Origin of the sequence: Limnochorda sp. (genome assembly GCF_047459355.1) — a bacterium.
GTDB lineage: Bacteria > Bacillota > Limnochordia > Limnochordales > Limnochordaceae > Limnochorda.
In genome coordinates this window covers 1-13937 of sequence record NZ_VSCV01000012.1, presented here as the reverse complement: position 1 = coordinate 13937, position 13937 = coordinate 1, and the positions used below count along the sequence as shown (strand labels likewise).

General features: G+C 68.2%; 15 protein-coding genes and 1 pseudogene. All 16 read right to left on the bottom strand.

Features of this window, described 5'->3' with window-relative positions:
* Window positions 1–85: 85 nt before the first annotated feature.
* Window positions 86–1000, bottom strand: coding sequence for a ferrochelatase (gene hemH / locus FWJ67_RS05980; RefSeq protein ID WP_414482219.1), 915 nt, complete (start codon window positions 998–1000; stop codon window positions 86–88).
* An 18-nt stretch (window positions 1001–1018) separates the two neighbouring features.
* The gene (gene hemE, locus FWJ67_RS05975) at window positions 1019–2083 is read right to left on the bottom strand and encodes a uroporphyrinogen decarboxylase (protein WP_304171911.1); all 1065 of its coding nucleotides are present in this window, start codon (window positions 2081–2083) and stop codon (window positions 1019–1021) included.
* A 54-nt stretch (window positions 2084–2137) separates the two neighbouring features.
* A complete protein-coding gene (gene hemQ, locus FWJ67_RS05970; RefSeq protein ID WP_304171913.1) occupies window positions 2138–2890 on the bottom strand; it encodes a hydrogen peroxide-dependent heme synthase in 753 nt (250 codons plus the stop codon).
* Between the two features lie 118 nt (window positions 2891–3008).
* Entirely contained in the window at window positions 3009–3926 is a 918-nt protein-coding gene (locus tag FWJ67_RS05965; protein WP_304171915.1) for a sensor histidine kinase, read from the bottom strand.
* The gene (locus tag FWJ67_RS05960) at window positions 3923–4417 is read right to left on the bottom strand and encodes a hypothetical protein (RefSeq protein ID WP_414482221.1); all 495 of its coding nucleotides are present in this window, start codon (window positions 4415–4417) and stop codon (window positions 3923–3925) included. The genes FWJ67_RS05965 and FWJ67_RS05960 overlap by 4 nt, the downstream gene beginning before the upstream one ends.
* Before the next feature lie 67 nt (window positions 4418–4484).
* Entirely contained in the window at window positions 4485–4613 is a 129-nt protein-coding gene (locus FWJ67_RS05955) for a cyclic lactone autoinducer peptide (protein WP_304171918.1), read from the bottom strand.
* Entirely contained in the window at window positions 4610–5263 is a 654-nt protein-coding gene (locus FWJ67_RS05950; RefSeq protein ID WP_414482635.1) for an accessory gene regulator ArgB-like protein, read from the bottom strand. The genes FWJ67_RS05955 and FWJ67_RS05950 overlap by 4 nt, the downstream gene beginning before the upstream one ends.
* Before the next feature lie 134 nt (window positions 5264–5397).
* On the bottom strand, window positions 5398–6624 hold the full coding sequence (locus FWJ67_RS05945; RefSeq protein ID WP_304171922.1) for an MFS transporter: 1227 nt from the start codon (window positions 6622–6624) through the stop codon (window positions 5398–5400).
* A 244-nt stretch (window positions 6625–6868) separates the two neighbouring features.
* The gene (locus FWJ67_RS05940) at window positions 6869–7432 is read right to left on the bottom strand and encodes a nitrous oxide reductase accessory protein NosL (protein ID WP_414482640.1); all 564 of its coding nucleotides are present in this window, start codon (window positions 7430–7432) and stop codon (window positions 6869–6871) included.
* A 139-nt stretch (window positions 7433–7571) separates the two neighbouring features.
* Complete coding sequence (locus FWJ67_RS05935) at window positions 7572–8399, bottom strand: ABC transporter permease (protein WP_414482634.1); 828 nt, start codon at window positions 8397–8399, stop codon at window positions 7572–7574.
* The gene (locus FWJ67_RS05930) at window positions 8396–8863 is read right to left on the bottom strand and encodes a nitrous oxide reductase accessory protein NosL (RefSeq protein ID WP_414482633.1); all 468 of its coding nucleotides are present in this window, start codon (window positions 8861–8863) and stop codon (window positions 8396–8398) included. Before FWJ67_RS05930 ends, FWJ67_RS05935 begins: the two co-directional genes overlap by 4 nt.
* A gap of 29 nt (window positions 8864–8892) precedes the next feature.
* Window positions 8893–9648, bottom strand: a complete 756-nt coding sequence (locus tag FWJ67_RS05925) for an ABC transporter ATP-binding protein (RefSeq protein WP_414482632.1) — start codon at window positions 9646–9648, stop codon at window positions 8893–8895.
* A 10-nt stretch (window positions 9649–9658) separates the two neighbouring features.
* On the bottom strand, window positions 9659–11032 hold the full coding sequence (locus FWJ67_RS05920) for a nitrous oxide reductase family maturation protein NosD (protein WP_414482631.1): 1374 nt from the start codon (window positions 11030–11032) through the stop codon (window positions 9659–9661).
* 74 nt (window positions 11033–11106) lie between these two features.
* A complete protein-coding gene (locus FWJ67_RS05915) occupies window positions 11107–11700 on the bottom strand; it encodes a hypothetical protein (RefSeq protein WP_414482630.1) in 594 nt (197 codons plus the stop codon).
* Window positions 11701–11819: 119 nt separating this feature from the next.
* On the bottom strand, window positions 11820–13688 hold the full coding sequence (gene nosZ / locus FWJ67_RS05910) for a Sec-dependent nitrous-oxide reductase (RefSeq protein ID WP_414482629.1): 1869 nt from the start codon (window positions 13686–13688) through the stop codon (window positions 11820–11822).
* A gap of 59 nt (window positions 13689–13747) precedes the next feature.
* Window positions 13748–13937 (bottom strand): annotated as a pseudogene (locus FWJ67_RS05905) (cytochrome c oxidase subunit II); the annotation flags it as partial.

Sequence of the window (13937 nt, the reverse complement as noted above, 5' to 3'; positions counted from 1 at the left end):
TCTCCCCTCTGGACCCCAAAGGCAGCGGCCGAACCGGTCCCGGGACCGGCTCGGCCTCAGGCCCCGGGCCTGCCCTCTGGCCCTCTTAGTCTCCCAGGCTCGCCTCCACCAGGTCGGCCAGCGCCTCGATGAACTTGGGCTGCAGGTTGGGGCACGGCACCCGGATGAACTCCAGCCCCAGCTTGGCCGCGTGCTCCTTGTGGAGCACGTCGTTGTCGTAGAGGGTCTCCAGGTGGTCGGCGACGAAGCCGATGGGGTTGACCACCACCCGGCGGTACCCCTCGGCGTGGAACCGGTCCATGACCTCCTCCACCTCGGGGCCCACCCAGGGCTCCCTCGACGCCTGCCCCACGCTCTGGAAGGCCAGCTCCCAGGGGAAAGGCCCCACCCGGTCATGGATCCCCGCGGCCGCCGCCCGAAGCTGCTCCACGTACGGATCGCCCTGCTCCACAAACCGCGTGGGGATGCTGTGGGCGCTGAAGATGACCGGCGTCTCCGCCCGCTCTTCCGGCGACAGGCCCTGGAGGGCCTCCTCCATCCGCTCCGCCAGGGCATCCAGGTAGGTGGGATGGTCGTACCAGTCCCCGGGGAAGCGGATCTCCAGGGTGGAGCCCCGCTGGGCCGCCTCCTGGCGGACCTGCTCCTCGTACGCCTGGGTGCTCACCCGAGACCGGTAGGGGGCCAGGCTCAGCGCGACCAGCCGGGTGACGCCGTCGGCGACGATGGTGTCGAAGGTGTCGCCGATGAAGGGGCGGGCGTACTGCATGCCCACGTACACCCGCAGGGGCCGGCCCCGCCGCGCCAGCACCGCCTCCAGCGCCTGGGCCTGGCGCCGGGTGGTCTCAGGCAGCGGCGACCCCCCGCCCAAGAGCCGGTACCGTTCGATGACGTCCTGCTCCACGTGGGGCGGAGGCGTCCGCCGCATCAGCTTCCGCAGAAAGTCGGGGATCTCCTCCAAGGTCTCGGGGCCGCCGAAAGCCATCAAGAGTACGGCATCCATCCCTCATCCGCCTCCCGCTCACGATCCTTCGGTCCCTCCGCCGGCCCGCCGGCTCAACCGGTGGACCGCCTCCACCATGGCCGCCACGTGCTCCACGGGGGTGTCCGGCAGCACCCCGTGCCCCAGGTTGACCACGTGCCCCGGCAGCCCCTGGAGGGTGCCGGCCCGCTCCAGCAGGTGGGCCACCTGCGCCTCGATCACCGGGGGCGGCGCGAGGAGCACGAGGGGGTCCAGGTTCCCCTGAACCGCCACATCCGGGCCCAGCCGGCGCCGGGCCTCGCCGATGTCCACCCGCCAGTCGAGGCCGATCACGTCCCCACCCGCCTCCCGGATCAGCTCCAGGTAGCCCGACGTCTGGCCGGCAAAGTGGATGACGGGCACCCCCGTGTCCTGGAGGCCGCGCAGAACCCGGCGGGAGTAGGGCAGGACGTGCTGGCGGTAGTCTTGGGGGCTGAGGGCGCCGGCCCAGGAGTCGAAGAGCTGGACGGCCTGCGCCCCCGCCTCGATCTGGGCCCGCAGGTAAGCCAGGGTGATCTCCGCCAGCCGATCCATCAGGGCGTGCCAGAGCTGGGGCGCCTCCCACATCATCCGCTTGCAGTGCCGGTACTGCCGGGAGGGGCCCCCTTCCACCGCGTAGCTGGCCAGGGTGAAGGGCGCCCCGGCAAAGCCGATGAGGGGCACCTTCCCGTCCAGTTCCCGCCGGACCAGACGGATGGTCTCCAGCACGTAGCCCAGGTCTTGGTGGGGCTCGAAGGGAGGCAGGCCAGCCAGATCGCCCTCGCTCCTGATGGGCCGGGCGATGACCGGGCCCTCGCCCTGGACAAAGGTCAAACCCAGGCCCAGGGCGTCCAGGGGCAGGAGGATGTCGGCAAAGAGGATGGCCGCATCCACCCCCACCCGGTCCACGGGCATCAGGGTCACCTCGGTGGCCAGCTCGGGGGTGCGGGCCATGGTGAGGAAGTCGTACTTCTGGCGCAGGGCCCGGTACTCGGGCAGGTACCGGCCCGCCTGCCGCATGAGCCACACCGGCGCGCAGTCCACCGGCTCACGCCGGCAGGCGCGGAGGAATCGGTTGCTCCTCATGGATCCGCCTCGCTTCCGTGGGGAAAGGTGGATGGCCCCCAGGCTCGGGCAGGGTTACAAGCCCAAGTACCCAGGCACCTCTCGGGGCTCCAGCCGGATCCCCACGTAGAAGCTCCCGAACTCCGCGTACCGGGCGCTCACCTCGTCGAAGCGCATCTCGTAGATCAACTTCTTGAAGTTCAGGGGATCGTCGCTGAAGAGGGTGACGCCCCACTCCCAGTCGTCGAAGCCGATGGCGCCCGTCACCATCTGGGTGACCCGGTCGCCGTAGCGGCGGCCCGTCTCGCCGTGCTCCCGCATCAGCCGGCTCCGCTCCTCCATGGGGAGACGGTACCAGTTCTCCTCTTCCCCCCGCCGCCGGTTCATGGGGTAGAAGCAGATGTGGCTGGCCGGCGGGATCTGAAAGTGGAGCCGCCTCCGCAGGGTGGGGTCGGCCAGGGGGTCGGCGGCCGCCTTGCCCCGGGACCCGTAGGTGCTCAGCTCGATGACGGAGACGAACGAAGAGGTGCGCCGGGAGACCTGGGCCCAGCGGGTCCGGTCCAGCTCCAGCTCCAAACGGTTCAGGGCCTTCAGGGTGGGTCGCAGGTGGAGCAGCATCAGGTGGCCCTTGTGGCCCAAGAGACTGTAGACCGCGCTGCTCCCGTCCTCAGCGTCTTCCACCCCGACGGCCCGTTCCAGGTAGCGGACCAGCTCGTCCACGGCCGCATCCCGCTGCTGGGGCGTCAAGGCCTGCCAGGCGGCCCAGTCCACCTGACGGATGTCGTGCAGTGCGTACCAGCCCTCGAGGGTCTCGGGAGCTCGGTTCATAGAGCCTGTCCTCCGTTCTCAGGGGCCAAGGCAGTCTTATCATAACAAAGGGAACAGGGGGCGACAACGGCAAGGCCGTGGACAGCAAAGCGGGCAGGCCTGCGCCCCATCGAGCACCTCAACCCAGGAGCTTCACCCCGCGGGCCGCCGCGGTCTCGGACCGGACCCGGTCGAAGGTGACCACGAACTCGGTCCCCGTCGGCTCGTGGCTCTGGACGCCGATGCGGCCCCCATACTCCCGGACCAGCTGCTGCACGATGTGGAGACCCAGCCCCTGGTGCTCGCCCCCCTTGGAGGTTTCGCCTGGGGTGAAGATTCGCTTCAGCTGGTCCGCCGGGATGATGGGCCCGTTGTTCCAGACCCGCAAGGCCCACCCATGCCTGGTCAAGGCCATGTTCACCCGCACCTCGCCCTGCTCGGGCGCCAGGGCCGCGGCGTCGATGGCGTTATTGATCAGGTTCCCCAGGATCCGGGCGGCGACCACGTCGGGGATGCAGAGGCGCTCCGCGTTGCCTTCCACGCAGACGGTGAGGCTGACCCCGGCCCGTCCCGCCTCCACCAGCTTGGGGCCGAGCAACCCCAGGAGGATGCCGGGGTCCTGCTCGTCGTCGCCGCTCGCCGCCGCCCCCGCCTCCTGGTTGACCAGCACCCGCTGAAGGTAGGCCAGGGCCTGCTGGGGGGAGCCCATCTGGATTAAGGCGGAGATGACGGTCAGGTGGTTGAGGACGTCGTGGCGTTGCTCCCGCTCCCGCTGGGCCAGGGCCAGCTCCGCCCGCAGCTGGGCCAGCTCCAGCTCCCGTTGGGTGTCCTGCCGGGCCGAATCGACCATCAGCCGGCTGGCCCAGAGGGCCAGGCCAGCGATGAGGATGGCCACCGCGAGGGGCAGGAGGCTTCGGGCCCACTCGTCCACGGCGCCGCCCCGCCGGTCCAGCTGCCCCGAGAGGGAGGCGGCCAGACCCACCGCCAGCACCGCCACCAGGGCCAGCATGAAGACGGTGATCCAGACCAGCAGACCGTCGCGCTCCGAACGGCTCACTGACCCTCTCTCCTTTCGGCCAGCACCTTCTCCCAGCGGGTGATGGGTAAGACCGAAAGGTTCTTCAGCCAGACGGCCAGGGCCGCCGCGTAGACCAGGGTCCCTTCCACAATCCCCATGAGAAGGTAGACAAGCCAGTTCTGGCTCGCCTCCACCGGGCTCAAGCCGAGCCAGTAGAGGAGCGGGGCGACCACCACCAGGTCCGCCAGCGCCACCAGGATGAAGCCGAGGGCCGAGGCCGCGATGGCGCCGAGCAGGGAGGCGAGCCGGAAGAAGCGCATCCCCAGGATCAGGGCCACCAGTTGGGCTGGTGCATACCATTGACCAGGCAGAGAGACTCGGAGGCCAAACGTGACCAAACTCAGGGTGAACGCCGGGACCACGAGCCGCGCGATGCTCGTCCGCAACCCGGCGAGCCCCAACGACGCATACATGAGCAGCAAGACCTGAGGAACGTAGCCCAGCAGATAGATCCAGAGCCAGCCGGCCATGGACTGCACTCCCGCAGACCCTTCGTAGAAGACGCACCGCCGCCAGCCTACCAACGACGTGCGACCGTTACCGCGAACCCATCAGAGCCTTCGGCGCCTTGGGCTGATAGAGGAAGAACATGCAGGCGGATGCCACGTTGGTTGCAGCAAAGATGCCCAGAAGGGCCAGGATCATTGAACCAATCATTCGCTTCATACCCTTTCACCTCCTTTCGTGAAAGATTGGAGAAGCATGTGGTCCAGCCAGCGAGCGGTGCGTCCTCCCGAAGGGGTCACCGAGAAGGCTTCCTGCAGGAGGCCGAAGGTGGAGGCCAGCCAGAGGGAAGGCGGCAGCTCTCCCCGGCCTGCCCAGACCGCCGCGACGACGGCCCAGAGCAGGCTGGTGCCCACGGCCAGGACCCGGAGGATCTGGCGATGGCGAGGCGAGCGGAGGGGCTTCTCCGGAGCTGGGACCGGCGCCCGCCGGGCCATGAGGGCCGCGACGGCCAGACCAACTCCCAGGAGCACCCAGGGCACCCCTTCCCCTAGCCACCGGGCGGCCAGCGGGCCCGCCCAGCGGGCCACGAGGGCCCCGGCGGTGGCCGCGGCGGCCGTCACCCAGCTGCACCGCCAGCCGCTGGAGAGGTGGGCGCCGCCGGCGAAGGTTCGCAAGATGGCCGCCGTCCCCGCCATCACCAAGATCTCCGCCAGAACACCGGCCAACCAGCCGAAGAGCACCAGCAAGATCAGGGTAAAGCCCGCCGAAATCATCAGGAGCAATGAGAAGGTTGCGATCTCTTGCTCGTCGGTGCTCCAGTTGAACTGGTCCGCGAGCCACTGGCCCATCTGGCCGGCCAGGCGCTCCACGGCCATCGCCTCCTCGGGGCTGAAGGCCCCGGCGATCCCTTCTGCGATAGGGATCGGTGGCAATCATGCCACACTTAAGTTCTTTTCTTGTTCCATGCGAATTCTTTTTTGAGTGCCTCTCTTTTCCTCTCTTGTCAGCCGGCGGAAGCGTCGGATGAGGCCGCCCCGTCCCCCGGGTCGGGGCGGAGATCCCGCCACGGCCGGACCAGGCCGATGATGAGGAGGCCGATGCCACCCGCCAGGAGGGAGGTCATGGAAGCCCCTAGGTACTCCAGGGCGGTGCCGGTCAGGAGGCTACCGATGGGAGCGACGCCCACCAGCATGAGGCTGAAGAGGCTCATCACCCGGCCCCGGTAGAAGTTGGGTGTGTGCAGCTGGAGGGTGCTGTTGGTGGCCGCGTTGAAGGTGACCATGCCCCACCCCACCAAGGCCATGACCACCAGGGCCAAGGCGAAGCCACGGGTGAAGCTCAAGAGGATGAGCGCGCCCGAGAGGACGAAGGCAGCCGCGATGCGGGAGCCCGTGGGATCCCCGCTGTGGCTCCGGAGGACCAGGGTGAGGGCCCCCACCAGCGCCCCCGCCCCCATGGCCGACATCAGCAGGCCGTAGCCCGTCGCCTCCTGACGCAGGACCTCCTGAGCGAAGACGGGGATCAAGACGTTGGTGTTCATGCAAAAGATGGAGAGTCCACCGAGGAGCACCAGGGCCCGGCCCAGCCGGGGCACCCGCCGGACATAGGCCACCCCCTCGTCCACGTGGCTGAGCAGGCCCCGCTGGACCCCTACCCGGGGCTGGCCCGCCTCCCGGGTCTGGATGCGGAGCAGGCTGCTTAAGACGCCCACGTAGGAGAGGCCGGTGAGCAGGAAGGCCACGGCCGGACCCCAGAGGCCCATGAGGAGGCCGGCCAAGGCGGGCCCCACCAGGCGGCAGACGTTGAAGACCGATGAGTTGATGGCCACCGCATTGACGGTGTCCTCCGGCGCGACCAGCTCCACCATGAACGCCTGCCGGGCGGGCATGTCGAAGGTGTTGGCCATCCCCAACACCAGCGCCACCACCAAGACGTGCCAGTACTGGACCACGCCTGTCCCCGTCAAGAACGCCAGGGCGAGGGCGCAGAGCATCATGGTGGTCTGGGTCGCCATGACCACCCAGCGGCGGGGGAGCCGGTCGGCCACCACCCCGGCGACGATGGAGAGGATGAGAACGGGCAAGGTCTGGGCCGCGCTGACGATGCCCAGTTTGAGCGACGACCCGCTCAGCTGGAGGACCAGCCAGGCCTGGGCGACCGACTGCATCCACATGCCGGTCTGGGTGATCAGCTGGCCCATCATGAAGAGGCGGAAGTCGCGATGACGCAAGGCCGAGGCGGCCTCAAGAAAAGAAGCACCGAAAGACCCCAAGGCTCGCCGCCGCGGTTCCGGCGCGCCTGGGGACGATGGAGGATGCGCCAATGGGAAAAACCTCGATTCAGACAGGATACTGGGTTCTTCGGCATCTTCGGCGTTCGCCGGCCTCCCTCCTTCCCAGGCCCTCCTGTGGGGTATCGCCCTGAGATCGGCCCGCCTCCGGTGGCTGGGCCTTCAGAGACGAGCCGCCTTTCGGCTACGCTCCACCCTGGTATCCGCTGGGATGCGCCCCAGAGTGTTCGGGAGGCTCACCGTGATGCTTACCTTGATGGGGGCCATCGTGAGGCCCGTGGTGGTGCCCGCCGTGGCCATGGCGCTCCATCATGGCGGCCACCGCGTGCTGGGTGGCTTCCGCCCACGTGAGGGTGCGCCCGTGGTTCTCCTCGGCGAAACGGCGGGCCACTGTCTCGTCCTCGAAGGCGAAGAGCCCGAAGCGCATGGGCGTCCACACCTCCGCCTGGACAAAGGTGGCGTTCCTGGCCTCGAACCACCGGCCGTTGGACCAATCCCGGACGAAGGTCGCCTGCACCCCCACCCCGTCCGGGTGGTCCCTGTGGACCGCGATCAAGAGGCAGCCGATGTCACAGAAGGCACCCAGCCCCTGGTCCGTCACCCACGCGGCGGCATGGTCCGGCTCCCGCACGAACATCTGACAGTTGGCGCAGCGGGCCTCACCGTAGGCGATGGCGGGAGCTCCGCCGTCGCTCTGGGCGACGGTCCCCTGCCCCAGCAGAAGTCCCGCCGTCGCGACGAGGACCACCAACCCCAAAAGGGCGCTCCTGGGCGGCGACGGTCTCGTGGATTGGGTCGTCGTCGGGCCGCTCGTCATCAACACGCTCACCGGTCCGCTCGCTCCTTTCTTGGGTTGGATCGTTCTTCCAAAGCCAGCGGGAGCCGGCCTAGAGGTCGGTCTCCCGGAAGGACTGATAGGCTCCAAAGAGGGGCAGACCAAGCCACATCAGAAAAGCCAAGGGCAACAGAATCCTCCCGCCCAGCTGGGCGAGGGTCATGGCCAAGACGGCCCCCGGAGCCCCCAGGCTGGCCCGGGCCCCCACCGCTAGCAACCCCAAGACCCGGACCAGATCCACCGGGTTGGCCAAGACCATGGAGAGGAGCAGGGGACGGACCACCCCCCCGCTGAGGAACGCGGTGATGCCCATCACCAGAAGGTCGTAGACCACCACCAGGGCGCCCCAGAGGACGATGGCGCCGCCCAAGGCCCGGCTCCGCTCCTGGGCCACCACGCCCACCCAAGCGCCGAGGGCCAAGCAGATGGCCATCAAAGCCATGGAAAGGGCCACCATGACTAAGTAGCGCAGCCAGCCGTCCAAGCCCGCCCGGCCCCCGATGACCAGACCGGCCGCCCCGAAACCGACCAGAACGGCCAGCTCCAAGGCGCCCAGCATGCCCAGGTAGCGGCCGACCAGAACCTCCGCCCGGCTCACGGGCTGCGCCACCAGGAGCTGCAGGCTCTCCCGCTCGCCGGAGAAGCGAACGGCCCCCAGTGCCAACGCCACCAGCGGCACCAGCAGGGTGACCAGGCTGAGGAGGCTCATGGAGGTGCGGGCGAAGCCGACGAAGCCGCTAAAGCCGGCGTGGACCATGCCAAAGTAGGAGAGCAGCAAGGTGAGCATGCCGAAAGCCGCGGCGAAGCCACCGGACCACCGGGCCCGGACCACCGCCCGAAACTCAGCCGCGGCCAGATGGCGGATCACACGGGCTCTCAACGGTGCATCCCCTCCCAAAAGAGATCGAGTCCCTGCGCCTCCTCAAAGGTCATCACCCGGCCGCCGTGCTCGCGGGCCAGCCGTTCGGCCAGGCTCCGGTCGCGGGTGGTGACCACCCCCCACCCCATGGGGGTGGAGAGGTTGGTCGTCACCCACCACGCCCTCTCGGCCTCCACCCACTCGAGGCTCTCCCAGTCGGGCACGTACATGGCCCGCACCCCATCCCGCTCCACCCCGGGGTAGGCCCGTTGGAGGTAGAGGAGGAGGCAGCCCACATCACAGAAGACAGCCTTCTCTCGGACGGTGGTCATCTGGGCGCCGGACGCCCGGGAGGTGACCAGCATGCCGCACTCAGCGCACGTCTCCACCCCGTAGAGGACTTGGAACGGCTCTGGCTTTCCCTGGGACGTGGGGCGGCTGAGGAGGACGGCAGCCACACCCGCGATCACCAGCAGACCCACCACCAGCAGACCCTTCCGTCGTGACCGCCGCCTCACCGGCCCCCACCCCCACAGCAGACCCGCTCAGGCACCCGCGTCTCGGGGGCCGGCCCCTCCCGGGGGCCGGCGGGGGCTGGCAGGACGGAACTGGGGCCGTCAGCCGGTCCTTGGACCCTCCACTCGCCCACGATCCGCCCTTCCCGCAACTCCACGATCCGGTGGGCCAGCCCGGCCAGTTCCTGGACCTGGTGGGAGGAGAAGAGCACGCCCCGGCCGGCCGCCTGCCACCGCTCCACGAACCCTGCCAGCCGCTGCAGGCCCTCCCGATCCAGGTTGAGCCCCGGCTCGTCCAGGAGGAGCAGGGCCGGCTCCCCCAGGATGGCTGCCGCCAGCCCCACCCGCTGCACCATGCCGCCGGAGAGCTCGTGGATGGGCCGGTGGGCCGCATGGAGCATGCCAACGGACTCCAAGGCCTCCGCCGCCCTTTCCGCAGGGATCTGGCGCAGGCGGCAGAAGAGCTCCAACGCTTCGGCCACCCGCATTCCCTCGAAGAAGGCGACCCGTTGGGGCAGGTAGCCGATGGCCCTTTTGGCCGCCACACTCCCCGCGGGCGCCCCGGCCACCCGCACCTCCCCCTCGGTGGGGTGGACCAGCCCCGCCGCCACCTTCAGCAGGGTGCTCTTGCCCGACCCGTTGGGTCCCAGCAAGGCGACCACTTCGCCCGTGTGCACCTGGAGGTCCACGCCCTTCAAGGCTTGGACACTCTCATACTCCTTCACAACGCCGCGCACATCCAAGAGAAGCTCCATACGCACCCTCCTATCGCCCGTGGGGGCCGTTCCGCCGCCCCCAGTGGAGCCCCACAACCGCGAGCCCGCCCATCGCCGCCGAGAGGAGGACCGCCGCGCCCCGACCGGTGAACGCCTGGGGGCTTCCCGCCAGCGCCTGACGCAGCAGGTCCTCGGGAGGCGGCATGGCCTGCATGAGGGGATAGCGGTCCACCGCCTTCTGGCGCTGGAAGACGGGAAAGGCCTCCTCGCAGAAAGCGATGGCCTGGACCGCCGGGCTTTGGAAGAAGAGCTTCAATTCGGGAAAACGCTCGGTGAGGTGGCCGAAGACGTCGCTGGCATCGTAGGGGACGTCGCCGATGCCGTCGCCGTCCAGGTCGTAACCCCGGTAACTGCTCCAGTAGTTCCCCTGGACCCCGTCGTCCCAGTACTGCTGGTGGCGACCGGGGCTCAGGTAGACGCCGTCACCGTTGTAGACGAAGGCGTTGCCCACGAAGGTGTTCTCTCCCGAGCTGGCCAGGACTCGGACCGCCACCTCGTTGGCCGCCACGTAGTTGCCCTGGAAGTGGGACCGGACCGCGAAGTCCAGGGAGATCCCCGTCTCGTTGGCCAGGATCAGGTTCCCCTCCACCTCCGCGGCCTCCGCGTCCTTGAGAAAGAGCCCATAGGCCCCGTAGCCCCGGCTCTCCGAGAAGACGTTCCGCCGCACCTGGAGCCTCTTGGAGTACATGATGGCGGCCGCCACGCCGTTGCGGACAAAGAGGTTCTCCTCGAAGAGGTTGTCGTTGGCGAACATGTAGTGCAACCCGATGCGGGTCCCCTCCACCCGGTTGCGGGCGATTCGGTTGCGGGAAGAGTACTCGACGTAGATCCCGTCCCGAGCCTGGAGGATGACATTCCCTTCGATCAGGTTCTCATCGGAATCGTAGAGGCGGATCCCGTCGCCCCGGTCGTGCTCGATCTTCTCGGCCAGCCCGACGATGGTGTTTTCCCGGATCCGGTTCCGGTCGCCCCGGATGACCAGGATACCGAACAGGCTCTCCTCAATCCGGTTCCCTTCGATGCGGTTGTCGCTGGAGAAGACTTTGATGGCCGCATGATCCCGCCAGAGGTGCTGGCCGCTGCCGCGGACGGTGAGGCCTTGGAGGGTGATCCCGTCGGCCGCCAGGGTGACCACGTCCCCGTCCCCGCCGCCGTCGATGACGGCCCCCGGCTCCCCCACCAGCGTCAAGGGCCGGTCGATGACCAGGTGCTCCCGGTAGCGGCCCGGCTCAATCCGGATCGTGTCCCCCGGGGCGGCCGCCTGGACGGCCTCGGTGATGGAGGTGTAGGCCTGGTGGGGGCCCACGGTGAGGGTGGCCGCGGCCGCCGGCCCGGCAACCAGGGCCCAGCCCAGGACGGCCACGACGAGGCCTACTTGTCGGCCACCGAGCCTCGGAGTCCGTTGCTGCCCGCGTCCCATGGGGGGTGCAACCACGGTCATCCCTCCCGGGGCGCGTCGGGGCGGGAGCGCCACAGGGCTAGGGCGGCCAGGACCAAGGCCCCCGCCAGGAGCAAGGTGCCCCAGCTGAAGTAGCTGAAGGTGCGGAAGTTGGCCACCTGGTGGCTCCCGATCATGGGCGGGGTGAAGGGCTTCAAGGTGATGGGCGCCCGAGGATCCAAGTCGTTCCCGTAGACCCAGAGCCAGTGGTAGAGATCATACAAGAGGAAGACGAAGATGGGCGCGAGGAGCAGGAGGGTGAGGCCGACCACCCAGCGCCGACGGGTGATGGCCGCGATCAGGAAGGCTCCGGCCGCCCCGCCGAAGATCCAGGGCAGAATCCGGAACTCCATGAAGTCGTCCTCCTTGACCGCCTTCATGCCGATGTAGTGGTTGAGCGAGTTGATGATGTCGATCTTCCCGTCCAGCTTCCAGGCGTAGACGTGCATCGCCAGGCCCTCGGGATACTGGGGCGCCTTTAGCTGCAAGGACCAGAGCGGCCCGGCGAAGCTGAGGGCCATCACGAGCGCGGCCAGAAGGAGCAGGACCCGCTCCCTTTGACCGAACCTTCCCTGGAAGAAGAAGCAACCCATCCACCATTCCCCCTTCGTGCCGTTCGCTCCCGACGCGGGAGCGCGACCAGAGAAGGGCGCCGCCCTCCTCTGGTCGCCATCGGGCTTCTCTCCTCGGTCTCCCATCGGCCTCCGCCAGGTTACTGGGCGGGCTTCACCAGCAGCCAGCCCTGCATCTCCTGGTGGAGTGCGGAGCAGAAGTTGGTGCAGTAGAAGGGGAAGACCCCAGGCTTGTCCGCCACGATCTTGACCGTCTTGGTCTCCCCAGGCTCCACCTGCACGTCCATGTCGTAGAGCGGAATGCCGAAGCCGTGGCTGATGTCCTGGTCCATGTCGGTGTTGGTGATGTGGAAGTAGACGGTGTCGCCCTGGTTCACCTCGATCCGGTCGGGAACGAAGCGGCTCCGGACGGCCACCATGTAGACATGGACTTCATCGCCGTTCCGCTCGATGCGGGCGTCGGCCACATCCCAGACCGAGTACGGCCGGTTGGGATCCTTCATGAACATCACTTCAGGCCGGATCTTGTCCGCTTTCACCATCTGCGCGTAGTGGGGCTCCGGATCGACGGGCGCCTCGTAGACTAGCTGCATCTTGTCGCCGGAAATGTCGATTAGCTGCAGGCTCTCCGGGTGGCTCGGCCCCACCGAGAGGTAGCGGTCCTTGGCCATCTTGTTGAGGGAGACCAGCCACTTCCCATCGGGCGAGACCGTGTCGCCTTCTGCCGCGCAGAGGTGGCCCGGGTTGTAGTGGACGTCGATCTTGTCCACCACCGTCCACTCGCCCAGCTTCCACTTGACCACGGCGCTGTCGATGAAGAGGCTGGTGTAGGCGTAACCCTTGTCGTCGAACTGGGTGTGGAGCGGCCCCAGCCCCACCTCCACCTCGGCCACCCGGACCTCGGGGTAGTCCAGAATGGGCAGCCCCCGCTCGTGGCCGGCGATGCGTCCGTTGCGGATGGCCTCCTGGATCTTCTCGAAATCGTAGACGGTGACGGTGGGCTGGAGTTTGCCGCTGGCCACGATGTAACGGCCGTCAGGCGAGACGTCCACCCCGTGGGGGCTCTTGGCGACGGGCATCAGGTAGACAATCCCCGGCACCTCGACGGGGTCGATCACCTTCACCCCGTCGATCAGGGTATACTTGCCCTCTTCGGCCGCCTTCTCCGCCTCCCGCCAGTTGAACATCACGATGTAGTCCCGGTCCCGGGCGGAGGCGCCCACCTCAAGGGTCTCGTACGCCTCTTCGGTGTTGTAGGTGGTCAGGAAGTGCCAGCCATCGCTCACCTTCTTGCCCGCATCGCCCAGGTCGAAGGACCAGGGGGGCAAGAGAAGCTGCCAGGCCAGGGACATGTGGCCCGTCTCAGGGTCGATCTTGATGGCGGCCAGGACACCCTTGTACTTCTCACTGAACTCCTCCAGGGGCGCGTAGGTGCCGTGGGGGATGGGGGTGGCGAACCGGGAGCCCATGAAGAGGTACTCGGTGTTGGGCGTCACGAAGCAGGCCGAGTGGGGGCCCATGATGTTGGGCACCGGCCCCAGGATCTGCTCGGTGAAGAAGGTCTTCAGGTTGATGCGGGCCACCCGGTTGTTGGCGTTGTCGTTGACAAAGAGCCACCGCCCGTCGTACTCGCCGTTGGTCTCGGAGAGGGCCGGGTGGTGGACGTCGCCCCAGGTCAGCCCGCCCAGCATCTCTTTGGTCTTCTCGTCGTACCCATACCCCAACGCCGGATCAGGGGTGAAGACGGGGATGGTCCGGATCCGGCGCATGGAGGGCACGCCGTAGACAAAGACCTGGCCCGAGTGGCCGCCCGACGCGAAGAGGTAGTACTCATCCAGCTCGCCGGGCGGGACCATAGCCTTGGCCACGCCGTTGGCCGCGGGCGCGCCGCCGGAACCGCCGAGCAGACCCGTGCCCACCAGAATCCCGACGACGACGAGGGCACCCGCTGCGATCAGCCCTACAATCCAACCGCGCTGCTTCACGCCTCTCCCCTCCGTTCGCGTCATGATGCGTCCTCACGCCAGCCCAAGCCCGGCGCCCCACCCGCCTCGGGCTCCACCCACGGTCACGGCCGCACCACCAGCTGCCCCACCATGTTCCGGTGATGGGGGCTGCAGCGGACGTTGCACTGGTAGGGGTAGGTCCCCGGGCGGGTCGCGTGCAGTTCAACTTCCACCGTCGTCCCCGGGAAGATGGGGCCGGTGTCGATGCCGAAGTCGAGCAGCTGGAAGCTGTGGGTCACATCCATGCTGGTC